Here is a 24,610-nt window from a genome sequence, read left to right on the forward strand (position 1 = left end):
TTGATGAAACGATAAAGGCCGCGTCGGGACACCGACGCGGCCTTTCTCATGGTCGAAGATGTTGTCAGCCGATGTGCGCCATCGTCCCGCCCGAAAGCCCCGCATAGGCCTCCGGCTGGGTAAACAGCGAAAGACCGATCGCGACCGCGCCGATTGTCGCGGCGATGACGCAGGCAAAGGCGATGGCGAAGAGGAGGCGCTTCATGTGTTTTCCCAAACAATTTGGCCGCTTATCTCGTCTGGCGCATCAGATGTAAATGCGTCAAGCGATCACATGGCCCCGGGCGCTGCCGTCTCTCGTGTCTCAAGCATGTCGAGCGCCTCGGCATAGGTGACGCAGGCGACGTCGGGCAGGGGGCAGACTTCCGTCACCAGCCGCTCCATGGCCGTCCAGTAGGCTCCACCATTCATCTCGACGAAATGCAGGCCGATCTGCAGCGGAATGCGGTCGCCGTTATACTGCCGGTCAAAAGCGGTGCGGAAGGCCTGGTAGCTGCGCTCGGCGAATTCCTCGGCCTTGGACGGATGATCGATGCCGGCCGAATGGCGGATGAAGAGATTGTAGTCCATGGCGATGATGCGTCGGGCGCTTGGACCTTCCGCGATCAGCGGCAGGCCGAAGCGGGCAAGGCCGTCTCGTACAACGGGCAAGGCCGGGTCGTGGGTGACGATGCTGGCATCGTAGCGGAAGCCATGCTCACGCTCTGCCGCAAACAGGCTCTCGGGCGCAGAGAGATAGGGCGCGCGGAAGCCGGTGATGTCGTTCTCGACGAAATCTGCCCAGCCCTGCGGCTCGCGGTCGCCCAGCCCATTGTCCTTCCAGGCATTCTCCAGAACCCGGTCGAAGGTGTTGAATTCCTTGAGCCAATCCGCCTTCGTCCAGTCCTTGCCGTCGAAGTGGCCACAGGTATGGCTGGCGATCTCATGGCCCTCGGTTCGCGCCTTCCAGATGTTGTCGAGCCGGGCGGCGACCTCGTCGACGCTCAAGGCAAAGCCGATGTTGGAGCGGCCCGCCTTGATGCCCGGTGCCTTGTAGTCGCCGGCGCGGGCGCGCGGGATCAGCGTCGTGCAGGAGAGGAAATAGGTGAAGCGGGCATTGGCTCGCTGACCGATCTCGCGGCTGCGGACCCAGAGCCTGACGTCATGGGCACCATCGAAGGACACCAGCAGCACCTGTTTGGGGCGCTCCGGCTCCTGACCCGTTGTCGCAGGGGCTGCGCTATCCATGGCGGAGGCCGAGGTGGCAAGCGATAGGAAAAGGGCGGCGGACCAACGGAACATCAACACAAACTCGGGCTCAAATCGGGGGCACCTCCCGTCTCATTCAAATGCGGCGAAGCTTTGAACGCCCTTTAAATTCCCCGCATTGACCAGTATGCCTAGGCCCTGTTCCTCGAAAGGGCCAATCCATGACGTTTCTCATTCTCGGCATCATCCTTTTTCTCGGTGTTCACCTGCTCCGGGTCGTTGCACCCGGATTTCGTCTGTCGATGATCGACAAGTTCGGGGAGAACGGCTGGAAGGGGCTCTATTCCGTCCTCAGCCTGGTCACCCTCGTCATCCTGATCTGGGGCTATGCCACGGCGCCGGTCGTCAATCTCTGGTTCCCGCCCATGGGCATGAACCATCTGACCACGACGTTGATGCTGTTTGCGATGATCTGTCTTGTGGCCAGCCTGATCCCGGCTGGCCATATCGCGGTGAAGACCAAGCATCCCATGGTGCTTTCGGTGAAGATCTGGGCGGCCTCCCATCTTGTAGCGAATGGCGACCTTGCCTCGATGCTGCTCTTCGTCGCCTTCCTGGCCTGGGGTGTCGTCCTCAGGATCAGCTACAAGCGCCGCGAACGCGCCGGTCTTTCTCAGCCGCGCGCCTTTGTTTCGGCCCGCTACGACGCGATTGCGGTGGTCGGCGGTATCGCGCTTTGGGCGGTCTTTGTCATGTGGTTGCACAAACTGTTGATCGGTGTTGCACCGCTTGCCATGTGACGGCTTAAGCCTATCAGCGGTTTTCCCCTTACAAGCGGGCAAAAATCGGCTAGAAGGCCGCTCACGCATGAGAGAGACTGCATCGAAAGGCCGGCAGCGTCCGGGGATATCAATGGTTGACCAGAACGACAGCTTTATCCGCGAAGTGAACGAGGAGCTCCGCTCCGAGCAGGTGCGCAACGCCTGGAAGCGCTACAGCCGCCTGATCATCGGTGCTGCCGTGGTGATCGTTCTCGGCACGGCCGGCCATCGCCTGTGGACCCATTGGGATTCGACCCAGGCGTCGGATGCCGGCGACAAGTTCCTGGCGGCGCTGAACCTCGCCGACCAGGGCAAGCGCGACGAGGCGGAAGCTGCCCTGCAGGCGCTGGAGCAGGAGGGCTACGGTGCCTACGGCATTCTCGCCCGCTTCCGCGCGGCCTCGGTTCTCGCCGAGAAGGGGGATCCGGCCGGTGCCGTCACCTCGTTCAAGTCTATCGGTGACGATGCCTCGATCCCGGAAGCCGTGCGCAACACGGCCAAGGTTCGGGCTGCCTGGCTGCTCGTCGACACCGGCACCTATCAGGATGTCTCTGCGCTCGTCGAAGCCATGGCGACGCCGGCCAATGCCATGCGCCATGCCGCGCGCGAGGCACTCGGACTTGCCGCCTACAAGGCCGGCGACATGGTGCGTGCCCGCGAATGGTTCGAACAGATCAGCGAAGACGCGGAAACCCCGCGCAACGTCGCCAACCGTGCCCAGATGCTGCTCGACAACATCAAGGCCTCCGGCAAGGCGCCGTAACAACGACAAGGCCTGAAAAGGCCGGAAAGCTAGCGTTCCCATGAGTTTCACAGTCGCCATCGTCGGTCGCCCGAATGTCGGCAAGTCCACGCTTTTCAACCGTCTGGTTGGCAAGAAGCTGGCGCTTGTCGATGACACGCCGGGTGTCACCCGTGACCGTCGCCCCGGCGAGGCCAAGCTCGTGGACCTGCGTTTCACCATCATCGACACCGCCGGTCTCGAAGAGGCCGGGCCGGAGACGCTAGAAGGCCGCATGCGCGCCCAGACCGAGATGGCGATCGACGAAGCGGACCTGTCGCTCTTCGTCGTCGATGCCAAGTTCGGCCTGACGCCGGTAGACCAGTCGCTCGCCGAAATGTTGCGCCGTCGCGGCAAGCCGGTCGTGCTGGTTGCCAACAAGTCGGAAGCCCGCGGCTCCGATGCCGGCTTCTACGATGCTTATACGCTGGGCCTTGGCGAACCCGTACCGATCTCGGCCGAACACGGCCAGGGCATGATCGATCTGCGCGATGCCATCGTCGAAGCCATCGGCGAAGAGCGCGCCTTCCCGGAACCCGATGACGAGGCGGAAACCGATGTGGTTCTCTCGCAAGGCGAGGGCGAGGAAGACGAGGACTTCGAGCCGGAATACGACGAGACCAAGCCGCTGCGCGTGGCGATCGTCGGTCGCCCGAATGCCGGCAAGTCGACCCTGATCAACCGTTTCCTCGGCGAAGACCGCCTTTTGACCGGGCCTGAGGCCGGCATCACCCGCGATTCGATCTCGGTCGAATGGGACTGGCGCGACCGGACCATCAAGATGTTCGACACCGCCGGCATGCGCAAGAAGGCGCGCGTGCAGGAGAAGCTCGAAAAGCTCTCGGTTGCCGATACGCTGCGCGCCGTGCGGTTTGCGGAAACCGTGGTCATCGTCTTCGACGCGACGATCCCCTTCGAGAAGCAGGATCTGCAGATCGTCGACTTCGTCATCCGCGAAGGCCGTGCCGCCGTGCTCGCCTTCAACAAGTGGGATCTGGTCGAAGACCCGCAGGCAGTTCTCGCCGATCTGCGCGAAAAGACCGAGCGGCTTCTACCGCAGGCGCGTGGCATCCGCGCCGTGCCGATCTCCGGCCAGACCGGCTATGGTCTCGACAAGCTGATGCAGAACATCGTCGACACCGACAAGGTGTGGAACAAGCGGATCTCGACGGCCAAGCTCAATCGCTGGCTGGATGCAGTCACGACCCAGCATCCGCCACCGGCCGTGTCGGGGCGTCGCCTGAAGCTCAAATACATGACGCAGGTCAAGGCTCGTCCGCCGGCCTTCATGATCTCCTGCACGCGTCCCGATGCGCTGCCGGAAAGCTATGTGCGCTATCTGACAAATGGTCTGCGTGTCGATTTCGACATGCCGGGCGTGCCGATCCGCATCCATTTCAAGGCGGGCGAGAACCCGTTCGAGAACCGCAAGAAGAAGCGCTGACCGCTGCCGCTACTCGGTTGCCGGCGTCTGATAGCCGTCCGTGTCCTGCGGGCGGATGCCGAAGCGCTGCCTCAAGCCACGCTTGCGGCGCTGTTCTTTCGCCTCCACGACATTGTCGAAGAATTGCTGTGTCGCCGCTTCCCAGGAATAGGTTTCGGCGAGACGGCGCGCTGCCTGGGGCGAGGCCTGCAGGGCCGCTATACAGGCGATCTGCAGATCGTGGTCCAGCGCTCCCGCATGGGAGCCTGACGGGATGATGTCGACCGGACCGGTGACCGGATAGGCCGCGACGGGAATGCCGGACGCGAGCGCTTCGAGGATCGTATTGCCGAAGGTATCGGTCTTCGACGGGAAGACGAAGACATCGGCTTGCGCATAGGCTTCCGCCAGATCGTCTCCATGCTTCATCCCGGTGAAATGCACATCCGGGTAGCGTGCCTGAAGTTCTACCCGCGCCGGGCCGTCGCCGACCACGACCTTCGAACCCGGCAGGTCGAGATCAAGAAAGGCAGGCAGGTTCTTTTCCACGGCGACGCGGCCAACCGTCATGAAGATCGGGCGGGGGAGATCGAAGGGCTTTTCCGATTTTTCGCGTGGGTGAAAATGCGCCGTGTCGATGCCGCGGCTCCAGAGGCAGAGGTTGTTCAGCCCCTGCGCGGCGAGCTCCCGTCTCAGGCTTTCGGTCGCGACCATGCAGGCGCCGCCGCGATTGTGGAACCAGCGCACATAGGCGTAGAGCCAGGATAGCGGCACGGGCAGGCGCGCGGCCACATATTCCGGAAAACGGGTGTGATAGGTGGTTGAGAAGGGGCGTTTGTTCTTGATGCACCAGCGCCGCGCCATCAGGCCAAGCGGGCCTTCAGTCGCGATATGCATATAATCGGGCTGCTGTTTCTCGATCATCCGGCCGAGGCGGCGCGGCGTCACCAGCGACAGGCGGATTTCCGGATAGGTCGGCATGGGCATGCTGCGGAAGGGCTCGGGCGTGATCATCGAGACCTCGACGCCCATCTTGGCAAGCTCGCGATTGGTGGTTTCGATCGAGCGGACGACGCCGTTCACCTGCGGGTGCCAGGCATCGGTCACGATGGTCAGTCTCGGCATGGCGCGTCCGCCCTCATCCGAACGGCCGCCGGAGCGGCGATTCTGCTTCAAAAGCTCTCCTCGCCTTATGGGAGGGGAACATTACAGCTTGATGTCAGTCTTAGGACGGGCCGTTTGACATCCGCTGGCGAACCGGATTGCTTGAAGGTTGACCTGACGATTCCCGGCCGAAGGATCCGCCCATGACCAAGCCTGTCGCCCAATCCACCCGTTCGAACTCTGCCGACTGGTGGCGGGGTGCGGTGATCTACCAGGTCTATCCACGGTCCTTCCAGGATACCGACGGTGACGGGATCGGCGACATCAAGGGGATCATCGAGCGGCTGCCTTATATCGCGTCGCTCGGCGTCGACGCGATCTGGCTCTCGCCCTTCTTCACCTCGCCCCAGGCGGACATGGGCTACGACGTCTCGGACTATTGCGACGTCGATCCGATGTTCGGCACGCTCGCCGATTTCGATGCGATGATGAAGGAGGCGAAGCGGCTTGGCCTCAAGGTGATCATCGACCAGGTGATCTCGCATACGTCCGACCAGCATCCCTGGTTCAAGGAAAGCCGCGCGAGCCGCGACAATCCCAAGGCCGACTGGTTCGTCTGGGCCGCGGCCAAGCAGGATGGCACGGCACCCAACAACTGGCTCTCCGTCTTCGGCGGCCCCGCCTGGGAATGGGATGGGGTGCGCAAGCAGTATTACATGCACAACTTCCTCGCCTCGCAGCCGGATCTCAACTTCCACAATCGGGAGGTCCAGGATGCGGTTCTGGATGCGGTGAAGTTCTGGCTGGACCGCGGCGTCGACGGTTTCCGCTTGGACACCGTGAATTACTATTTCCACGACAAGGAGTTGCGCGACAACCCGCCGCATGCGCCCGACAGCGAGGAGGCGGGGCTCGATGCGCCCGACGTCAACCCATACGGCATGCAGAGCCATCTCTACGACAAGACGCAGCCCGAAAACATCGAGTTCCTGAAACGCTTCCGGGCGCTGCTCGACCAGTATCCGAATCGGACGACGGTGGGCGAAGTGGGGGACGGGGCGCGCTCGCTGAAGACGGTTGCGGCCTATACCTCCGGCGGCGACAAACTGCATATGTGCTACACCTTCGACCTGCTCGGGCCGGACTTCACCCCGAGCCATATCCGTCATTGCGTCGAGAGCTTTCACAAGCAGGTCCGGGATGGCTGGGTCTGCTGGGCCTTTTCCAATCACGACGTTACGCGGCATGTCAGCCGTTTCGCGCAGACCGCAGAGGAGCGGGCCGTCGTCGCTAGGCTTGCGATCTCGGTGCTTGCCACCCTGCGCGGCTCGATCTGCCTCTATCAGGGTGAGGAGCTTGGCCTGCCCGAGGCGGAGCTTGCGTTTGAAGATCTGCGCGACCCCTATGGCATCCGCTTCTGGCCGGCTTTCAAGGGCCGCGACGGATGCCGCACTCCGATGGTCTGGGAGAAGGGCAAGACGCAGGCGGGCTTTTCGAGCGTGAAACCCTGGCTGCCGGTGTCGGCCGAGCATCAGGCGCTCGCCGTCGATGCGCAGGAGACGGAGGAAGCCTCGGTGCTTGCGCATTACCGGGCCACACTTGCCTTCCGCAAGCAGCATGCGGCGCTTGTCGACGGCGACATGGAATTCCTCGCGACCAACGAGGATGTACTCGCCTTCACCCGTTCGAAGGGCGAGGAACGGTTGCTCTTCGTCTTCAATCTGCGGCGCGGGCCGCAGGAGATCACCCTACCGAAGGGGCATGGTTTGAAAGAGGTGCTCACCATGCCGGGACTGACCGGCACGGTGGTGGACGGGGAAATCCGCCTCGGGCCGCTGGATGGCCTATGCGCGAGAGTGTCATGACCGGTTTCGGAATTCGTCGAGCGACGGAGAAGGATCTTGAGGCCTGGGCATCGCTTCGCCATCAGCTCTGGCCGCACCTCTCGCTTGAAGGACACCGGGCCGATATCGCTGAAGCGCTGTCGGAACCGGAGCGGCTTGTGGCCTTCCTCTGTGTTGATCCCCATGGCCGGGCAATCGGCCTTGCCGAGGCGAGCGTGCGCTCCGATTATGTCAATGGCTGCGAGACCTCACCAGTTGCCTTTCTGGAAGGCATTGTCGTTGCTCCGGTCGCGCGCCGCCAGGGGGTAGCAGCGCGGCTCGTCGCAGCTGTTGCCGATTGGGCGCGTGAGCAGGGCCTGACAGAACTCGCCTCCGATGCCGAGCTTCACAACACGGTTTCGCATGCGATGCATGCCGCACTGGGCTTTGAGGAAACGGAGCGCGTCGTCTGTTTTCGCCGGCCGCTCTGACGTTCAGACCGCGCCTTCGTCGGGAATGTTCAGCACATGGCCACAGGCCTTGCAGTGCACGGCATCGGCATCGTGTCGCTGCAAGCCGCATTGCGGGCAGGGGAAGGTGACCTTGTAGGGCCTGACGATCGCCTGGGCCAGTCGCACGAAGAGCGAGATGCCGATGATCATCGTGACGATCGAGGTCAGCTTGCCGAAGGTGCCGGGAAGCGTGATGTCGCCGAAGCCTGTCGTCGTGACCGTCGCCACGGTGAAATAGAGCGCGTCGATGAAGCCGGTGCCGGCGTCTTCCGCATAGAAGAAGAAGGTGTAGACGAAGCCCGTTACCAGGAAGAGGAAGACGAAGAGATTGAGGAAGGCGGTGACGACGTCCGTCTGTTCCTTCAAGCCCAGCCGATTGAGCATCAGCTTGAAGATCGGCCGCTGCGCCACAGCCCAGATGCGTGCGACGCGCAGGAAGGCGAAGTTGAACAGCAAATGCGGGAAAAGCAGCGTACCGAGCACGAAGAGATCGACCCATGTCATGGGCCGCAGCAGAAAACCCTTGGTCGTGCGTGAGGCGCCCCACTGGGCCAGCATTTCAAGCGCAATCCAGGCGGCGATGGCATAGTCGAGGATCAGGTAACTCGGCCGGTCGCGCAGATAGGGCCCGGCAAGGAAGAAGGCGATGATCGCAAGATCGATCACCATCAGCGCGAACTGGAAGCGGATGGCGGCCGTATCGCGGCCATAATAGAGACGGGCGAGATGCTGGCGGAGTGTTTTGGATGGTTCGGCTGAAATGGTCATACCGGACGAAACTATTCCGCCGCTAACGCGGTCGATCTCGTCTGGTCCCCACGACCTGCCAATAGGCCTGCGATTGAAATGTCCTCGTCGAGTGCTTCCCAATGAATGCCAGAGGAACTGAGTTCGTATTTCAATAAATCGGCAGGGCGTGCCGACAAAAGCCTTGGAAACCAGGCGAGCGGCACGCCCAAGACACGTCCGTCCGAGAGCGAAACCCACATGGTGGCATCGTCGAACCTGACATCAGTCGCCGAAATGTTCATGCCACGCCCTTTCGATCTCGGAACGGTTCTCGTTCACAATGCGCATGATATCAGACAGTTCCCGGCTGTTGAACCCGTTGCTCTCGGCGAGCGCAATCTGCGGTTCCAGCCAGACCTTCGCATCGTCACCACCCCGGAAGACGTGGATGTGAACCGGTTCGCGCGGTGATCCCTCGTTCGAATAAAATAGAAAACGATATCCGTGTTTTCGAAAGACGACCGGCATGGCTTTCCTCCAGCTTTGTAACTGGACTTGATCTTGAGGCTTGCCTGCATGCGTTCAGTGCGACCGCATTCGATTTGGAATTCTTTTTCCCAACGAGATGAAATTCAGCGAGATAAACGAAAAAGGAGCGGCCTTGTCGGTATGTTCCTTGTGGAGAAGCTGGGCATTCGGCATTGTGACACGCCTCGCATTGAATTCTGCCCGGGTAAACACGACGCCGCAATCCTCACCCAATCAGCTTGAACTGGTCGACATCCACCATGCCTTTGTCCGAAATCTTCAGATGCGGGATGACCGGTAGCGGCAGGAAGGCGACCTGGAGGAAGGGTTCTTCGAGCGTCGTTCCAAGGGCATAGGCGGCCTTTCTCAAGCTGTGCAGCGTGTCGCGCACGCTCTCATAGGGCTCGAGGCTCATCAGGCCGGCGACGGGGAGCGGGATTTCGCCGGTCACATTGCCATCCTCGACCACGACGAAGCCGCCCTTGATTTCGCCCAGGCGATTGGCGGCGAGGGCCATGTCCTCTTCGGAGACGCCGACGACGCAGATGTTGTGGCTGTCGTGGCCGACGGTCGAGGCGATCGCGCCCTTTTTAAGCCCGAAACCCTGGACGAAGCCGTTGGCGTGGTTGCCGTTCTTGCCGTGCCGCTCGATGACGGCGACCTTGATCACGTCGTTGGCGAGATCGACGGATGTCTGGTTGCCCGAGGTCGGCAGGCGGTAGCGGCGGTGTTCGGTGATGATCTTGCCGGGCATGACGCCGATCACGGGCGTTTCGCCTTCCGCCACCGGCACACCGAAATCGGCAGCCTTCACCAGCCTTACCTTGACGCTGTCGAGGCCGACTGGGGAGACCGGCTTGCGGGTGGCAAAGAGTTCGTCCGTCACGCGGCGACCGGCTGAGAACACCATTTCGGCTTTGCAGTTTTCGAGGCTGTCGACGACCACTAGATCGGCCCGCCAGCCGGGTGCGACGAGGCCGCGATCGCGCAGACCAAAGGCGCGGGCCGCCGAAATCGAGGCGGCGCGGTAGACGGCGAGCGGCTCGACGCCGTTTCTGATCGCCTCGCGGATCAGATAGTCGAGATGGCCCTGTTCCGCGATGTCGAGCGGATTGCGGTCATCGGTGCAGAGCGCGAGGAAAGGCGAGAGCCGCTCGGTCAGGATCGGCATCAGCGCATGCAGGTCCTTCGACACCGAGCCCTCGCGGACCAGAATATGCATGCCCTTGCGGATCTTTTCCATGGCTTCGGAGGCACTGGTGCATTCGTGGTCGGTGCGGATGCGGGCGGAGAGGTAGCCGTTCAGGTCCCGGCCCGAGAGCAGCGGCGAATGGCCGTCGATATGGCCGTTCTGGAAGGCTTCGAGTTTCGCGATGCAGATCGGATCCTTGTGGATCACGCCCGGGAAATTCATGAATTCGGCAAGGCCGATGACCTTGGGATGGTTGCGGAAGGGCAACAAACGCTCGATCGGCAGGTCGGCGCCGGAGGTCTCCAGATGCGTCGCCGGCACGCAGGAGGAAAGCTGGACGCGGATGTCCATGATCGTCTCTTCGGCCGAATCGAGGAAGAACTGGATGCCCTCGGTGCCCAGCACATTGGCGATCTCATGCGGATCGCAGATGACGGTCGTCACGCCATAGGGCAGAACGCAGCGGTCGAATTCATGCGGGGTGACCAGCGAGCTTTCGATATGGAGATGCGTGTCGATGAAGCCGGGCACGACGATCTTGCCGGTGATGTCGATCACCTCGCGGCCTTCGTAACTCTCGACGGTGCCGATGATGGTATCGCCGCAGATGGCAATGTCTGATGCGACCAGTTCGCCGGTGACCAGATCGAAGAAGAGCCCACCTCTCAGGACGATGTCCGCCGGCTCGCGGCCTGTCCCCTGATCGATGCGGCGTTCGAGGTCGGTCATGGCGGGCTCTCCGATTCTGTTGTTCCAAGCGCATTCTACCGATTGGGAATGTCGAAGGGAAACGGAGGTGATAATCGCTTGCGCTATTCGTTCGCTTTGGTTCCCTTCACTGCCACCTCTGCCTCAAAGCGCTCATCCACCGGGACGCCAAGCGCCACTGCCAGGGCATTGGTCCGGCTCGCCATGGCAATCACCTGCAGCAGTTCCGCATGCATTTCCGGCGTCATACCCTTGGCCTTGGCGGAGGCGGTATGGGAGTGGACGCAATAGGTGCAGCCGTTGGTCGCGGAAACGGCGATGTAGATCAGTTCTTTTACCAGCGGGTCGAGGGCACCCGGCGCCATCACCGTCTGCAGCCGGTCCCAGACCGCCTTCAGCTCGTCCGGATCATGGGCGAGCGCCCGCCAGAAATTGTTGACGTAGTCGGTGCCGCGTTTCGTGCGGATATCGTTGAAGACGGCGAGCGCTTGTGCGCTCGCCTCCTCATCGCTCAACAGGGGGAGAACCGCCATTTGATATGCCTTCTCAGACCAGAGCCAGAACGCGGGCCGGGCCGCCGGTGCCGCGCTTGTGCTTCGGCGCGCCGACGACGATCGTCGCGCCCTTGACCGGCAGTTCCTCCAGGTTGTTCAGGCATTCGATGCCGTAGCGACCGCCCGGCAGCCAGCTGGTGTGGACGCCGAAATCGGCGGAATTGCCGGGATCGAGCGAGAGCGTGTCGACGCCGATGGCCGCCACATCCAGCGTCGCCAGCAGGTCGGTCGCCGACTTGGCAAAGCCCGGGAAGGCGAACTTGCCTTCGCCGTCATTGCGGAAGGCCGGATCGGTCACCTTCTTCGCCCAGCCGGAGCGCAATGCCACGACCGCGCCCCTGGGGATCTCGCCATTGGCGCTGATCCAGGCCTCGACATCGGCGGCCTCGACGGTCGCATTGGCGTCTTCCCTGGCCCGGTCGGTGATGTCGATGATGGCCAGTGGCGCGACCAGCTGTTCCGGCTCGATCTGATCGACGCTCTTGCCGTCGGCGCTGAAGTGGAAGGGGGCGTCGATATGGGTGCCCGTGTGTTCGAAGATGGTCAGCTTGTGCAGCTGATAGCCGTTGCCGGCAAATTCCACGGCCCATTCGTATTCGATGCCCGGCTTGCCATCGAAGGTCGGGAAGGACCCGTCATAGGCATGGGTGAGGTCCACCACCTTGCTCGGGCTCTGCTGCGCCAGCACCGGCTTGGCGATCCCGCCCGTGGCGACCGCTGCCGTGGCGACGGCCATGCCCTTGAACAGCGAACGGCGCGACAGCATGCTCTGCTTTACATTTTCCATGACGCATTGATTGCACATATTCGTCCCTCTCCAAGTGTTGTCCACCTGGTCAGACTATCGCAAGCCAAGGGCGCGGCAAGTGGCGAGCTTCGCGTGCAGGCCCGCACGCGCAGAAGGTTTTTCTATAAATTCAACCGGATTAGTGCGGTTTCTTCGCGATCGGAACCGATCCCGGATCAAGGCAGAGTTCGCGCAGCGGATCGCCGCCATCGATGAACAGGCGACCTCCGGGGACAAGTGCTCTGCGGATGCATGGAAGCGCCAGCCGGCCGGCCTCTGGATGACGCCCATCGAGAGCGCCGACCCTGATGGCGACGGCGAGATCGAACGGGGCTTCACCGTCCGCAAGCGTGAAGTGCTCTGCAGCAGACTGCCGGAAGGCGAGGGAGCCCGGATAGGCGCTCTCGGTGATCTGTGCCATTGCGGCAGCAATCGCAGCTGGCGATCGGTCGATGCCGAGCACGAAGATGTCGCCCTTAAACCGCTCTGCAATGAGGCGGGCGAGCACGCCCGGCCCGCAGCCGATTTCCAGCACGCGCATGCCGGGATGAAGCGGCAGGGCGTCGGCGATCTCGATCAGCCGGCTGGACGCCTTCACCTCCATGGCTCATTCTTCGTCGCGGATTTCGACGGTAAAGCCGAAGCGCATCTGATCCCCTGCAGCGAGCGCCACCGTGTAGGGCCGCTCGACCAGTTCCGCCGTGCCGCCGGCATGGGCTGCCATGCCGTGCCAGGGCTCCACGCAGAGGAAGGGGGCGCCTGGCTTTTGCCACAGCGCGATATTGGGCAGGTTTTCGAAGGTAAAATGCAGCGATGGCCCGCCGTCTGCGGCGAAGGAGAGGCCGGTACCCGCACCTTCGGGGAAGATCAGCGCGTCGTTTGCAAAGAGGTCGTGGTTGAGCGCCAGCCGCCCCGCCTTGAATGGCGAGCTCGGCAGCGTCTTGCCGATCAGTCCGCCTTCCAGCTGGACGACGCCGGGTTCCGCGCCGTTGTCGAGGATTACCGCATGGGCCTTGTCCATAGCCCCCGGCAGTGGCCAGAGGAAGGCCGGGTGAAAGCCGATGCCGAAGGGCAGTGGGCCGGCGCCGGTGTTTTCGACAATGGCCGTGACCGTCAATGTCCGGCCATTCAGGCTGTGCTCGAGTATCAGGCGGAAGTCGAAGGGATAGACCTCGCGGGTCTCGGAGGACGAGACGAGTTCGTGGCGGCAGGCGGTCGCCGTCTGCTCTGCGATGACGAATTCGCGGCGGCGGGCAATGCCGTGCTGCGCCATCGGATAGGTCTTGCCATTGACCGCCAGCAGATCGCCCGGGGCCTTGCCGACGATCGGAAACAGGATCGGCGAGCGGCCCGTCCACCAGGCGGCATCGCCATTCCACAGCCAGTTCCGGCCATCCGCCGTCTTCAGCGACTGCATCTCGGCGCCCAGCGAGGAGATCTCGACGGCAAGCTCTGCACTGGCAATGCGAATCGTCTCGGACATGGGCGCTCCTTTGAATGGTCTTGACCACCTTAGGGCGATCGCGCGGGGAGCGCGACGGGGAAATGGGCATTGCTGGCGAACCTCGTCCTTCGAGGGTCGCTATCGCTGCAGCCTCTCCCTCGTGCTCCGATTCCCCCCTCTGTCGGCTACGCCGACATCTCCCCCTCAAGGGGGGAGATTGCCGTTTGGCCATCTGCCTCCTCAAGGCAGCTGCAGGTTGGACGTTTTAACCACGGGGTTTAGTGGGCTACGCGATACCGCGCGCCAATCTCCCCCCCCTCGAGGGGGAGATGCCCGGCAGGACAGAGGGGGGCACCACAGGCGCTGGGCAAGTCGCAACCCACAGCTCGCCACTCAGCCCTTCACCTTCGCCAACACTGTTTCCACCGGCAGACCCTGATCCCGCCAGGCGGTGAAACCGCCTTCGAGATGGCAGACGTTGTCGAGGCCCATCTCAAGCGCGGTTTTCGTGGCCAGTGCCGAGCGCCAGCCGCTGGCACAGTAGAAGAGGAACAGCTTGTCCTCGGCGAAGACAGGTTTGTGATAGGGGCTTTCCGGATCGATCCAGAATTCCAGCATGCCGCGCGGGCACGAGAAAGCGTCAGGGATCGTGCCTTCCCGTTCGCGCTCGCGCGGGTCGCGCAGATCGACGAAGACGACGTTGTCGCGGCCATGCAGACGGGCTGCCTCGGCCACATCGACGGCCTCGACCAAAGCCTCGGCTTCCGCCAGCAAGTCCTTGTAACCCTTCTTCATCACATCCTCCCCGCCGCGTGACCCCTCTTGCGCCATGCGATCATCCTAGCGCTGTCGCGCCCGCATGTCTGCACAGGACCTCCTGCCGCATGGACGCCGTCGGCGAGTTGGCCTAGCTTGCGGGTCATGGATACTGCAACCGACGCCATTGGTCCGATCATCCTCTTCGATGCCGAATGCATCCTCTGCTCGGCCAATGCGCAGTTTGTCCTGAGCCATGACCGCAAGAAGCGCTTCCGCCTTGCCTCGATGCAAGGGCAGGTGGGTGCTGCCCTTTATCGCCGCTTCGGTATCGATCCCACCAATCCCGACAGCATCATCGTCGTTGATGGTGAGCATATGCTGCGCGACAGCGATGCTGTGCTTGCCATCTATGCCGGGCTTGGCTGGCCTTGGAAGGCGCTTTCCATCTTCAAGGCGGTTCCACGCTTCATCCGCGACCCGCTCTACCTGCTGATCGCCCGAAACCGATACCGGCTCTTCGGCAAGCGCGACAGCTGCTGGCTGCCGTCACAGGAGTTTCGCGATCGGATTTTGTGAGGGTATCTCAGCGGCCGTATCGTCGGTGCATGCCTAACCCCCCTCTGTCGGCTACGCCGACATCTCCCCCTCAAGGGGGGAGATTGCCAGCCGATTGTGTGCCTCCTGACCCGTGCTCGCTATTGCGTCTTGCAGTCGGAGGCTTCGGGCAGAGGCTTGAGGGCAGTTCCTCTCCGCATTCCGATCTCCCCCCTTGAGGGGGAGATGTCCGGTAGGACAGAGGGGGGTACCACACGGCAAAAAAGTTGGCCGCAACCCGCCCTCCGCTCAAGGGGGAGGTCGCGCGGTACGCGCGGGTGGGGTGGATTAGAGCACCCGCCGCCCGGTCACCCCACCCCGGAGCTGCGCTCCGACCCTCCCCCTCAAGGGGAGGGTGGATTTCCGTACTCTGCCGCAACGAAAAAAGGCGACCCTTCCGGGCCGCCTTTCCTTTGCCTGCTATGGCGCAGCCTTACTCAGCCGAAACCGTCTTGCCGGCTTCCCACTTGTAGACGGCGAAGCTCTGGGAGGTGAGGTCGCCGGTTTCGCCATAGGTCAGCTTGCCGATGGCGGTCGGAATTTCCGAGCCGTCCTTGAGGGCTGCAGCTACGGCTTCGGCGTCATCGATGCTGCCTGCCTTGGTGATGCCGGCGGCAATGACTTCGACGGCCGCATAGGCGTTCAGCGTGAAGGCTTCCGCCGGAATGGACTTTGCGGCCAGTGCGGCAACGGCGGCCTTGCTGTCTTCGTTCTTCAGGGCGTCGGCGGCGTTGGTGAAGATCGTGCCTTCGGCAGCCGCGCCGCCAATCGTGACATATTCGTTGTTCGAGAGGCCGTCACCGGCGATCAGTTGCGCCTTCAGGCCGGCATCCTGCATCTGGCGCACCAGAAGACCGGCTTCCGGGTGGTAGCCGCCGAAGTAGATGACTTCGACGCCTTCGGCCTTAAGACGCGTGACGAGCGCGCCGAAATCCTTTTCGCCTGCGGTCAGCGAGTCCTTGAAGACCTCGGTGACGCCACCGGCGTTGAGGGCTGCCTTGAAGGCGTCTGCCAGACCCTTGCCGTACTGGCCCTTGTCGTCGAGGATGGCGATCTTCTTGTCCTTAAGGCTGCCCAGCACGAACTTGGCTGCCACGTCGGCCTGCTGGTCGTCACGGCCGCAGGTGCGGAAGACGGTGGTGAGGCCGCGGGCGGTCAGATCCGGGGCGGTTGCGGTCGGGGTGACCATCAGCACGCCGTTTTCGGCGAGAACGCTGGAGGCGGGCACGGCGACGCCCGAGGTGACCGGGCCAACGACGAAACGCACGCCTTCACCGACCAGTTGATTGGCGGCGGAAACGCCCTGCTTCGGCTCGCCGGCATCGTCGGCAATCTTCAGGCTCACCTGTTCGCCGTTGATGCCGCCCTTCTTGTTGATTTCCTCGACGGCGGTTTCCGCACCATTCTTGATCTGCGCGCCGACGGCGGCCAGCGGGCCGGTGAGCGGCGCCATCAGGCCGAGCACGATTTCGGCACGGGCAGCGGGTGCGGTAGCGATCAGCGCGGCAAGCGCTGCGCTGGCGAGAAGTTGAAATTTCATGTCCTGCTCCTAGGGTCGGCGCGACCGATCTCTGCCGGTTTTCACGCAATTCGGGTTCTTTTGTTGCTCCCCACGATCGCTTTAGACAAAAACGAAGGGCAGCAAAAGACCCGAAGCTGTGGCATGCGATCACGCCACAGCTTTGTCAGGGGCAGGGGATTGGGTTGATGAGGCGTGTCGTCAGACGGTGAGCACACGTCCGCCGACGCCGTCTTCCGCCTCGAAGCCGGCCTTGGCGGCTGCGGCATCCTGCTCCTTGCGCAAGGCGAGTTCGGCCATGGCGATCTGCTGCAGTTCGAAGAGATCATTGCTGATCTGGGCGCGGCGGGCGGCTAGGCGCGCCTCGTCGGCGCGGGCGGCAGAGAGCGCTTCCGGCTCCGGGATTGCCTTTGCGGGTCCGCCTGCAGGCGACGCGTCTTTACCGAACATACGCTTGAAAAGGTCGACCACGGAAATCCTCCCGGGACCTGGGCCCGTACAGATCGCCTCGGACCTGATGTCGGAAGCGGAAATGGCCGGGTGTGCTAAAGTCGTCGGTCGCGCCCACGCGGTCATCTGCGCCGGGATCGAACGTGCGATTCCCTAGAGAATACGGGAGGAGGGTGAAGGCGACAAGCGCGGCATCTGCGACGTAGTCAGCCTCGCGCAAGCCACGGGCGTTTCGCTGAGCGGTAAAAATGGCGAAATGGACGGACAGTGGGGACGGTTTATGGTTCACCGAGATGAGGCGCAAATAATCGCTGACTACGCAACCGCACTTGGTGAGAAGTGGGCACTGGTGATTTTTCGGATGGTGGGCGAATGGGTCTCTGTCCAGATGCTCTGGCGTCAGTATGAAAATCTGTTTGGCCACGGTCCAGAGAGGGTCGAGTTGCTGAACGACTGCGGCGGCGCGTTTTTCAATTCAGTGCAGAAGGTTTATTTTGAAAGTGTCCTATTGGGAATTTGCCGGCTCACTGATCCTCCCGCAATGCGTGGGCGAGAAAACTTGACGGTCGTTCGAATTTCAGAGCTTGCGGATACGCCTGCTAGAAAATCCAAGCTGATGCCATTGCTAACCGACCTGCAGGAAAAGGCGCGCTTTGCAAGAGATTGGCGCAATCGTCACATTGGTCATAGTGACTTGGCACTTAGAATTGGGGCTGCTAGGCCACTGGAACCCGCGACGAGGCTAAAGGTATCTCAAGCAATTGCGGCGATACATGAAGTCTTGAACTTCGTTTATACGGATTTCCTATCCAGTACGCTTGCCGATGATGTGCTTGATGACTTTAACAATGAGCTCGTCTTAATGCAGCGATTGTATATGGGGCGAGAGCACTGGAAGAGTGAATTGAAAGCGCTTCGTGAAGAGAAAATATTGCCCTCCAAACTCCCTTCTTGGCTTGAATAGAAGTAGCCTCAGTTGGCCATCCAAAAACATGATGGCCAACTGAGGTTTGCCTCAGATGTTGTTCATCAGCACCTTGCGCAGCTTGTCGAAGAGCTCGTCGATCTGGGCGTGCGTGATGATCAGCGGCGGCGAGAGCGCGATGATGTCGCCGGTGGTGCGGATCAGGAGGCCGTCGTTATAGGCGTTGAGGAAGGCGTTGAAGGCGCGCTTCGTCGGTTCGCCATCGATCGGCTTCAGTTCGATCGCGCCGATCAGGCCGAGATTGCGGATGTCGATGACATTCGGGCAGTCCCGCAGTGAATGCAGCTTCTCTTCCCAGTAGGGCGCGATTTCGGCCGCGCGGGTCAGGAGGTTCTCGTCGCGATAGGTGTCGAGCGTGCCGAGAGCCGCCGCAGAGGCGATCGGGTTGCCGGAATAGGTGTAGCCATGGAAGAACTCGATCATATGCTCGGGTCCCTGCATGAAGGCGTCATGGATCTCGGCGGTGACGAAGACCGCGCCCATCGGGATCACGCCATTGGTCAGGCCCTTGGCGGTGACCATGATATCCGGCTTCACGTCGAAATACTGGGCGGCGAAGGGGGCGCCGAGGCGGCCGAAGCCGGTGATGACTTCGTCGAAGATCAGCAGGATGCCGTGCTTGGTGCAGATCTCGCGCAGGCGCTGCAGGTAGCCCTTCGGCGGGATCAGCACGCCGGTCGAACCGGAGACCGGCTCGACGATGACAGCCGCGATGGTCGAGGCGTCATGCAGGGTGACGATGCGCTCCAGCTCGTCGGCGAGATCGCCGCCATGCTCCGGCATGCCCTTGGTGAAGGCGTTCTTGGCCGGCTGGTGGGTGTGCGGCAGGTGGTCGACGCCGGTCAGAAGCGTGCCGAACATCTTGCGGTTGGAGACGATGCCGCCGACCGAGATGCCACCGAAATTGACGCCGTGATAGCCGCGCTCGCGACCGATCAGGCGGGTGCGCGAGCCCTGACCCTTCACGCGCTGATAGGCAAGCGCCACCTTCAGCGCCGTCTCGACCGATTCCGAGCCGGAATTGGTGTAGAGCACATGGGCCATATTGTCCGGGGCGAGGTCGATCAGGCGGTTCGCCAGTTCGAAGGCCTTGGGATGGCCGAGCTGGAAGGCGGGCGCATAGTCGAGTTCGCCGGCCTGCTCGCGGATTGCTTCGGTGATCAGCGGGCGGCAATGGCCGGCGTTCACACACCAGAGGCCGGCGGTGCCGTCGAGCACCTGGCGGCCGTCATGGGTGGTGTAGTGCATGTCCTTGGCGCCGACGAAGAGGCGCGGCTCCTTCTTGTACTGGCGGTTCGCGGTGAACGGCATCCAGAAGGCGCGCAGGTCGTTCGGCGTGGAATTGAGGCGGTTAGACATCGTGTTCTCCATGGCCCTTTGGTCGCGGGCGGCCATTCTCCCTGATCTCGGCTGCAGAGGCCGAAATCCGTTGATTGCGCCGTCACGTTAGCAGGGCGCAAAGAACGGTCAAGCCACCCGCTGGGTGGCATCAACAAAGGTCATGGATTGCTGAATTCGGGTGATGGAAGCGGGCTTTGTTGGCCATCCATGACGCCCTGACGGGCCTGCTTCGTGCAGCCAAAGAAAAAAGCCCCGGCCAGACATCTGCCGACCGGGGCTCTCACAATCACAAGGCCAGAGGCATCACCCCCAAGGGCGGGTGACCATGCGATCAATTCCCACGCTTGATCGGCAGGCTGCTGGCAGCGCTGTCATCAGGCGGCGGATTTACTCGCTGCTGGAGCGCAATAGATGCTCTCGAGCGTCGAGAGGATCTTGATCACAGACTCGGATGTCGAGGAGTAGTAGATCGTCTGCGCGTCGCGGCGGGTTTTCACCAGCTTCTGTGCGCGAAGCTTGGAGAGGTGCTGCGACAGAGCCGACTGGCTCAGGCCAACCTGGGTCGCCAGAACACCGACCGGAACCTCACCCTCAACGAGGCTGCAGAGGATCATCAGTCGCTTCGGGTTTGCCATGGCGGACAGCAAACCGGCTGCGACAGTCGATTGTTCGGACAAAGCTTTCGTTTTCATCTCAGTTCAACTTTCCTTGGTCGAGTGCCCTTGGGGGGAGTGGCAGTCGTTGAAAAATCCATCACTTAACTTGTCCCTAAACTTTACCAGCATCATCAAAATTGTATATGCCTAAATTTAAGGTACTGCGTATACTGATTTAGATAACTCTAATAGCAGATGCTGGAAATTTGTGACGGGCGTCACAAATTCATGCCTGATCAGTAAGTCTTTGAAAACAATGTCTAAACCCTGCGCATCCAGAGATGAAATGCGCCAGTCGCCCTCTGTCGCGGCATGGAGGGTGACCGCGAGACGAGTGGCGAGATCGGGATGCTTTACCCCCAATTCTCGCAGTACTGCTTCTTCATCGCCGTACAAATCATCGCTGATTTTCGGGATGAGAAAATCCGTGTTGCTCAAATGATAGGCACGGCCAAATCCACCGTTCAGGCTCGCCCGTTCCGGTCTCAACCGGAAAAAGCGGAAGTCGGGAAAGTCGATATAAAGATGCGATTTCGGATGGCGGGCGAGGAAACGGCTTCTGAGGCGCCGATGGGTGTCGCTGTCGCGCTCGACCGTTTCCGCCGTGCATTGCAAGGTAAGCCGCGGATGGGCAAGCGGGTCGCCCTTGCCGGGTTCCCCTGTTAACAGGGAGGCGCGCGGATCGGCCAGCAGAGCCGTCGTGTGCGCTGAGAGGTTCGAAACCAGGACCACTGCCGCGCCGTCGCTGTCCATGCCCAGAAGGACGCGGCTGACGAAGGGAAAGCCGGTCTCCGGATCGATCACGCCGATGGCCGCGAAGCGGGCACCGCGCAGCAAAATGCGCGCCTGACGGCGCGCATCTTCGTCGGTCTCCCGAATCACCTGAGGCTTGTCGTTCATGGCCGGCTCCCGCATCGATCATTTGGCGATGCGGGGCAGGGCGTTTCACGCCTTGCGGCGGTGCTTGGTCAAGCCGCTCACCACATCCTGGGCGCCGATGGTGCCGATGATGGCGCCATTGTCAACGACCCCGATCGTGCCGGGCTGACGCGAGAGGGCATCGAGGATATCGACAAGCGGCGTTCCGGGCGCTGCTGTGCCCGTTACCTGGCCCTGCTCGCCGGTGACCCCGGCGCGCATCACGTCGGACGCCACCAGCATGTTGATCGGGTTCATGTTCTGCACGAAATCCGCGACATACTGGTTTGTCGGGTTCTGGACGATTTCCTGCGGCGTGCCGCACTGGATGATCCGCCCGCCTTCCATGATGGCGATGCGGTTGCCGATGCGGAAGGCTTCGTCCAGGTCGTGGCTGACGAATAGGATGGTCTTCTTCAGCCGCGCCTGGAACTCCAGCAACTCGTCCTGCAGGCGGGTGCGGATCAGCGGGTCGAGCGCCGAGAAGGGTTCGTCCATCAGAAGGATCGGCGCACCCGTGGCAAAGGCACGGGCAAGGCCGACACGCTGCTGCATGCCGCCGGAGAAGCTCGTTGACCTTGCGATCCGCCCATTTCGACAGGTTGACCAGTTCGAGCTGGGCCGCGACCGTCTGCTTGCGCTCGGCTTCCGGGACGCCGGCCAGTTCAAGACCGAAGCCGACATTTTCCGCGACCGTGCGCCAGGGCAGGAGGCCGAACTGCTGGAAGACCATGGAGACGGTGTGCATGCGCAGATCGCGCAGCACCTGGGCGGAGGCCTTGTAGGGATCGACATAGCCGGTTTCGGTGCGGACGCTGACATTGCCGCGCACCACGGGGGCGAGCGCATTGACGGCGCGCAGAAGCGTCGACTTGCCCGATCCGGAGAGCCCCATCAGCACCAGGATCTCGCCTTCCTTGACCGCCAGCGAGGCGCCGGCCACGCCGAGCACCAGGCCTGTTGCGGCGCCGATCTCGTCGCGGGTCTTGCCCTGGTCGACGAGGTCGAGGGCGCGTTGCGGATCATCGCCGAAGACGATGTCGACATTGTCGAAGATGACGGCGTCGGTCATGAGTCTTCTCCGGGAATGCGGAAGATGCGGTCGAGGATGATCGCCAGGATAACGATGCAGAGGCCTGCCTCGAAACCGCGGGCGATGTTGACGGTGTTGAGCGCACGCACCACGGGGACGCCAAGACCACTTGCGCCAACGAGGGCGGCGATGACCACCATCGACAGCGAGAGCATGATGGTCTGGGTGAGGCCCGCCATGATCTGCGGCGTAGCAAAGGGCAGCTCGACCTTGCGGAGCACCTGCATCGGCGTTGCGCCGAAGGCGACGGCTGCCTCCACCAGCGATGGCGGGGTCGAAATGATGCCGAGGCGGGTGAGGCGGATCGGAGCGGCGATGGCGAAGATCACGGTGGCGATCAGGCCGGGCACCATGCCGAGGCCGAAGAGGATCAGTGCCGGGATCAGGTAAACGAAGGTCGGGATCGTCTGCATCAGGTCGAGCACGGGGCGCACGGCAGCGTAGAGCCAGGGGCGCCGCGCACAGGCGATGCCGATGGGAACGCCGATGACCATGCAAACGCCGGTCGAGGCAAGCACGAGCGCCAGCGTCTCCATCGTCTCCTTCCAGTAGCCCTGGTTGTAGATGAGCAGAAGCCCAAACAGAGTGAAGGCGGCGACGCCGAGCGACCGGCGCATCAGCCAGGCCAGCAGGGAAAACAGCGCGATCATCAAGAGCGGATAGAAGTCCTCAAGCGCGGTCCCCTTCAGGAAGGGTCCCTGCAACACGAAGAGCATGGCATTGATGGATGCACTGAGAATGGTCGCAATGAAATCGAATAGAAAATCGACATTATCGGTCAGCCAGTCGACGAAACTCTTCGACAAGGGCCCGATCGGCAGTTTGTAATCGGTCAGAAAATCCATGTTCGTCCCCTGATAGCCGCAGGTTCAACACCCAGGAGGCCGCGCGATCGGATCCCCCTTCCGATCGCGCGCTTCCAGCATCATTGGACAGGTCTTAGAGGCCGAGCGCCGTCTTGACTGCCGCAAGGGCGTCGCCGCCGTCCTTCGTGGTCACACCTGCGAGCCAGGGCTCGACAGCGGTCGGATTGGCCTTCAGCCACTCGGAAGCCGCCACTTCGGCATCCTGACCATCGTTCAGGATCTTGCCCATGATCTCGTTCTCCATCTGGAGCGAGAACTTGAGGTTGGTGACGAACTTGCCGACATTCGGGCACTCGGTCGTGTAGCCGGCGCGGGTGTTGGTGTAGATCGTTGCGCCGCCAAAATTCGGGCCGAAGACGTCATCGCCGCCCGACAGATAGGTCAGCTTGAAGTTGGCGTTCATCGGATGCGGTTCCCAGCCGAGGAAGACGACCGGCGTGCCATCCTTTTCGGCGCGGGCGACCTGGGCCAGCATGCCCTGCTCGGAGGATTCGACGACTTCGAACTCGCCGAGTTCGAACTTGTTGGCGTCGATCATGTCGAGGATCAGGCGGTTGCCGTCATTGCCCGGCTCGATCCCGTAGATCTTGCCTTCCAGCGCATCCTTGTGCTTGGCGATGTCGGCGAAGTCCTTGATGCCGAGTTCGGCACCCTTGGCATTGGTGGCAAGCGTATATTTCGCGCCTTCGAGGTTCGGGCCGAAGATCTCCACCGACTTCTCTTCGCGGTAGGGCGCGATGTCGGCTTCCATGGTCGGCATCCAGTTGCCGAGGAAGACGTCGATGTCCTTGTTCTTCAGCGAGGAGTAGGTGACCGGGACGGAGAGAACCGTGGTGGTCGGCTCGTAACCGAGAGCCTTCAAAATGACGGAGGCCGTGGCGGTGGTGGCGGTGATGTCGGTCCAGCCGACGTCCGAGAAGCGAACGGTCGAGCAGCTTTCGGCCTCCTGGGCCAAGGCCGGCATCGCGCTCAGCGCGATCAGAGAAACGGCGGCCACGAATGTGCGGCGAGCGGAGTTCGAATACGTCATTGGCAGGCTCCCGGTTTTTTTTGATGTTCCCAAGTCAACATTCAATACGAAAGAATTGCAAGGATGCCCGCGCGTTTGCGCCGCAGCACCGCCCCTGTTTGCGACTTGAACGCCTTTGGCGACAGGCGTGCGGCTAAGACACAAAAAAATCACCGGATTTTGATGGGCGTCAATGTAAACGATTGCGGTGCGTGCGAAATGGTGCTGCCATGCGCGTGCGACGCGTCGGCGCCGTTCTATGGATCAGGGAGTTTCCATGAAACTGACTTCGCTGCTTTTCACTGTTGCGGTCGTTGCCGCTCCGCTTTCCGCCTCTGCTGCTGGCGATCCGGTCGCCGGTGGCAAGGCTTTCAAGGTCTGTGCTGCCTGTCATATCGCCACCGAGGCCAAGAACAAGGTCGGCCCCACCTTGCAGGGTGTCGTCGGTCGTCCGGTGGCCTCCGTGGCCGACTTTAAGTATTCCAAGGCCATGACCGATTTCGGTCAGGGCAAGACCTGGGACGAAGCTCTGCTTTCTGAATACCTCAAGGCGCCGAAAGCCCTCGTCAAGGGGACCAAGATGGCCTTTGCCGGCGTGAAGAAGGATGAGGACCTGGCGAATATCATCGCCTATCTCAAGGATCCGGCTGCCGGTGGGCAGTGATCCCCGGCGACAATGCTTCGATGCGGCAGCCGTTTCGCGGCTGTCGCATTTCTCTGATAGCCCCTCTTGTGTGACCGTTGCGACCCTCCATATCGGAAGGGCCTGATTATGTGCGGCGCGATACTTCTCCGCGCGGGGAAACGCGCTAAGGTGGCGCGAGGC

The 24,610-nt window shown here is 62.0% G+C and carries 27 protein-coding genes and 1 pseudogene; 8 read left to right on the plus strand and 20 right to left on the minus strand.

Features of this window, described 5'->3' with window-relative positions; genetic code table 11:
* Positions 1 to 64 precede the first annotated feature (64 nt).
* Both AC1PUL_RS03595 and AC1PUL_RS03600 read right to left on the minus strand, forming a co-directional pair.
* Positions 65 to 205 carry a hypothetical protein gene (locus AC1PUL_RS03595; protein ID WP_480466664.1) on the minus strand — a complete coding sequence of 47 codons (141 nt, stop codon included), beginning with the start codon at positions 203 to 205 and terminating at the stop codon, positions 65 to 67.
* A 65-nt stretch (positions 206 to 270) separates the two neighbouring features.
* On the minus strand, positions 271 to 1,281 hold the full coding sequence (locus AC1PUL_RS03600) for a polysaccharide deacetylase family protein (protein ID WP_480466665.1): 1,011 nt from the start codon (positions 1,279 to 1,281) through the stop codon (positions 271 to 273).
* 128 nt (positions 1,282 to 1,409) lie between these two features.
* Between AC1PUL_RS03600 and AC1PUL_RS03605 the strand changes: the two genes are divergently transcribed.
* From AC1PUL_RS03605 to der, 3 genes are all read left to right on the plus strand, one after another.
* On the plus strand, positions 1,410 to 1,988 hold the full coding sequence (locus tag AC1PUL_RS03605; RefSeq protein ID WP_480466666.1) for an NnrU family protein: 579 nt from the start codon (positions 1,410 to 1,412) through the stop codon (positions 1,986 to 1,988).
* A gap of 112 nt (positions 1,989 to 2,100) precedes the next feature.
* Positions 2,101 to 2,772, plus strand: coding sequence for a tetratricopeptide repeat protein (locus AC1PUL_RS03610; protein WP_298467088.1), 672 nt, complete (start codon positions 2,101 to 2,103; stop codon positions 2,770 to 2,772).
* 40 nt (positions 2,773 to 2,812) lie between these two features.
* Complete coding sequence (gene der / locus AC1PUL_RS03615; protein ID WP_480466667.1) at positions 2,813 to 4,234, plus strand: ribosome biogenesis GTPase Der; 1,422 nt, start codon at positions 2,813 to 2,815, stop codon at positions 4,232 to 4,234.
* A 9-nt stretch (positions 4,235 to 4,243) separates the two neighbouring features.
* On the opposite strand, the gene AC1PUL_RS03620 is transcribed toward der, so the two are convergent.
* The gene (locus tag AC1PUL_RS03620; RefSeq protein ID WP_480468477.1) at positions 4,244 to 5,338 is read right to left on the minus strand and encodes a glycosyltransferase family 4 protein; all 1,095 of its coding nucleotides are present in this window, start codon (positions 5,336 to 5,338) and stop codon (positions 4,244 to 4,246) included.
* 182 nt (positions 5,339 to 5,520) lie between these two features.
* Here AC1PUL_RS03620 and bglA point away from each other — a divergent pair, with 182 nt between their 5' ends.
* Positions 5,521 to 7,182 (plus strand): beta-galactosidase BglA, encoded by a 1,662-nt coding sequence (bglA, locus tag AC1PUL_RS03625; RefSeq protein ID WP_480466668.1) that lies wholly within the window; start codon positions 5,521 to 5,523, stop codon positions 7,180 to 7,182.
* Complete coding sequence (gene aac(6') / locus AC1PUL_RS03630) at positions 7,179 to 7,631, plus strand: aminoglycoside 6'-N-acetyltransferase (protein WP_480466669.1); 453 nt, start codon at positions 7,179 to 7,181, stop codon at positions 7,629 to 7,631. The genes bglA and aac(6') overlap by 4 nt, the downstream gene beginning before the upstream one ends.
* Positions 7,632 to 7,634: 3 nt before the next feature.
* Here the strand turns inward: aac(6') and AC1PUL_RS03635 are convergent, their stop codons facing one another.
* The 9 genes from AC1PUL_RS03635 to AC1PUL_RS03675 all read right to left on the minus strand — a co-directional run bounded on the left by AC1PUL_RS03635 (position 7,635) and on the right by AC1PUL_RS03675 (position 14,389).
* The gene (locus AC1PUL_RS03635) at positions 7,635 to 8,420 is read right to left on the minus strand and encodes an ion channel (protein ID WP_480466670.1); all 786 of its coding nucleotides are present in this window, start codon (positions 8,418 to 8,420) and stop codon (positions 7,635 to 7,637) included.
* An 11-nt stretch (positions 8,421 to 8,431) separates the two neighbouring features.
* On the minus strand, positions 8,432 to 8,683 hold the full coding sequence (locus tag AC1PUL_RS03640; protein WP_480466671.1) for a DUF2442 domain-containing protein: 252 nt from the start codon (positions 8,681 to 8,683) through the stop codon (positions 8,432 to 8,434).
* Positions 8,664 to 8,909: a DUF4160 domain-containing protein gene (locus AC1PUL_RS03645; protein ID WP_480466672.1), complete on the minus strand. Its 246-nt coding sequence runs from the start codon at positions 8,907 to 8,909 to the stop codon at positions 8,664 to 8,666. The genes AC1PUL_RS03640 and AC1PUL_RS03645 overlap by 20 nt, the downstream gene beginning before the upstream one ends.
* Before the next feature lie 226 nt (positions 8,910 to 9,135).
* Positions 9,136 to 10,830: an adenine deaminase gene (ade, locus tag AC1PUL_RS03650; protein WP_480466673.1), complete on the minus strand. Its 1,695-nt coding sequence runs from the start codon at positions 10,828 to 10,830 to the stop codon at positions 9,136 to 9,138.
* An 83-nt stretch (positions 10,831 to 10,913) separates the two neighbouring features.
* Positions 10,914 to 11,342, minus strand: a complete 429-nt coding sequence (locus AC1PUL_RS03655; protein ID WP_480466674.1) for a carboxymuconolactone decarboxylase family protein — start codon at positions 11,340 to 11,342, stop codon at positions 10,914 to 10,916.
* A gap of 13 nt (positions 11,343 to 11,355) precedes the next feature.
* The gene (locus AC1PUL_RS03660; RefSeq protein WP_480466675.1) at positions 11,356 to 12,168 is read right to left on the minus strand and encodes a cyclase family protein; all 813 of its coding nucleotides are present in this window, start codon (positions 12,166 to 12,168) and stop codon (positions 11,356 to 11,358) included.
* 121 nt (positions 12,169 to 12,289) lie between these two features.
* Complete coding sequence (locus AC1PUL_RS03665; RefSeq protein ID WP_480466676.1) at positions 12,290 to 12,754, minus strand: SAM-dependent methyltransferase; 465 nt, start codon at positions 12,752 to 12,754, stop codon at positions 12,290 to 12,292.
* A gap of 3 nt (positions 12,755 to 12,757) precedes the next feature.
* Complete coding sequence (locus tag AC1PUL_RS03670; protein ID WP_480466677.1) at positions 12,758 to 13,633, minus strand: aldose 1-epimerase family protein; 876 nt, start codon at positions 13,631 to 13,633, stop codon at positions 12,758 to 12,760.
* Between the two features lie 354 nt (positions 13,634 to 13,987).
* A complete protein-coding gene (locus AC1PUL_RS03675; RefSeq protein ID WP_480466678.1) occupies positions 13,988 to 14,389 on the minus strand; it encodes a rhodanese-like domain-containing protein in 402 nt (133 codons plus the stop codon).
* Positions 14,390 to 14,515: 126 nt separating this feature from the next.
* On the opposite strand from AC1PUL_RS03675, the gene AC1PUL_RS03680 reads away from it, so the two are divergent.
* The gene (locus AC1PUL_RS03680; protein ID WP_480466679.1) at positions 14,516 to 14,929 is read left to right on the plus strand and encodes a thiol-disulfide oxidoreductase DCC family protein; all 414 of its coding nucleotides are present in this window, start codon (positions 14,516 to 14,518) and stop codon (positions 14,927 to 14,929) included.
* A gap of 451 nt (positions 14,930 to 15,380) precedes the next feature.
* Here AC1PUL_RS03680 and AC1PUL_RS03685 read toward each other — a convergent pair whose 3' ends face one another.
* Entirely contained in the window at positions 15,381 to 16,487 is a 1,107-nt protein-coding gene (locus AC1PUL_RS03685) for a branched-chain amino acid ABC transporter substrate-binding protein (RefSeq protein WP_480466680.1), read from the minus strand.
* 180 nt (positions 16,488 to 16,667) lie between these two features.
* The gene (locus AC1PUL_RS03690; RefSeq protein WP_480466681.1) at positions 16,668 to 16,937 is read right to left on the minus strand and encodes a hypothetical protein; all 270 of its coding nucleotides are present in this window, start codon (positions 16,935 to 16,937) and stop codon (positions 16,668 to 16,670) included.
* Between the two features lie 235 nt (positions 16,938 to 17,172).
* On the opposite strand from AC1PUL_RS03690, the gene AC1PUL_RS03695 reads away from it, so the two are divergent.
* Entirely contained in the window at positions 17,173 to 17,880 is a 708-nt protein-coding gene (locus AC1PUL_RS03695) for an AbiU2 domain-containing protein (protein WP_480466682.1), read from the plus strand.
* Positions 17,881 to 17,931: 51 nt separating this feature from the next.
* Here AC1PUL_RS03695 and aptA read toward each other — a convergent pair whose 3' ends face one another.
* From aptA to AC1PUL_RS03725, 6 genes and pseudogenes are all read right to left on the minus strand, one after another.
* Positions 17,932 to 19,260 carry an omega-aminotransferase AptA gene (gene aptA, locus AC1PUL_RS03700; protein WP_298467047.1) on the minus strand — a complete coding sequence of 443 codons (1,329 nt, stop codon included), beginning with the start codon at positions 19,258 to 19,260 and terminating at the stop codon, positions 17,932 to 17,934.
* 356 nt (positions 19,261 to 19,616) lie between these two features.
* On the minus strand, positions 19,617 to 19,934 hold the full coding sequence (locus AC1PUL_RS03705) for an ArsR/SmtB family transcription factor (RefSeq protein ID WP_112240131.1): 318 nt from the start codon (positions 19,932 to 19,934) through the stop codon (positions 19,617 to 19,619).
* 117 nt (positions 19,935 to 20,051) lie between these two features.
* Positions 20,052 to 20,798 (minus strand): HugZ family pyridoxamine 5'-phosphate oxidase, encoded by a 747-nt coding sequence (locus AC1PUL_RS03710; RefSeq protein WP_480466683.1) that lies wholly within the window; start codon positions 20,796 to 20,798, stop codon positions 20,052 to 20,054.
* 45 nt (positions 20,799 to 20,843) lie between these two features.
* Positions 20,844 to 21,888, minus strand: a pseudogene (choV, locus tag AC1PUL_RS03715) (choline ABC transporter ATP-binding protein).
* Positions 21,885 to 22,754, minus strand: a complete 870-nt coding sequence (choW, locus tag AC1PUL_RS03720; protein WP_480466684.1) for a choline ABC transporter permease subunit — start codon at positions 22,752 to 22,754, stop codon at positions 21,885 to 21,887. Before choW ends, choV begins: the two are co-directional and overlap by 4 nt.
* Before the next feature lie 94 nt (positions 22,755 to 22,848).
* Positions 22,849 to 23,739, minus strand: coding sequence for a choline ABC transporter substrate-binding protein (locus AC1PUL_RS03725; protein WP_480468479.1), 891 nt, complete (start codon positions 23,737 to 23,739; stop codon positions 22,849 to 22,851).
* A gap of 322 nt (positions 23,740 to 24,061) precedes the next feature.
* Between AC1PUL_RS03725 and AC1PUL_RS03730 the strand changes: the two genes are divergently transcribed.
* Complete coding sequence (locus AC1PUL_RS03730) at positions 24,062 to 24,448, plus strand: c-type cytochrome (RefSeq protein ID WP_480466685.1); 387 nt, start codon at positions 24,062 to 24,064, stop codon at positions 24,446 to 24,448.
* The last annotated feature ends 162 nt before the right edge of the window (positions 24,449 to 24,610 follow it).

It is taken from the genome of Rhizobium sp. P43 (assembly GCF_056730705.1).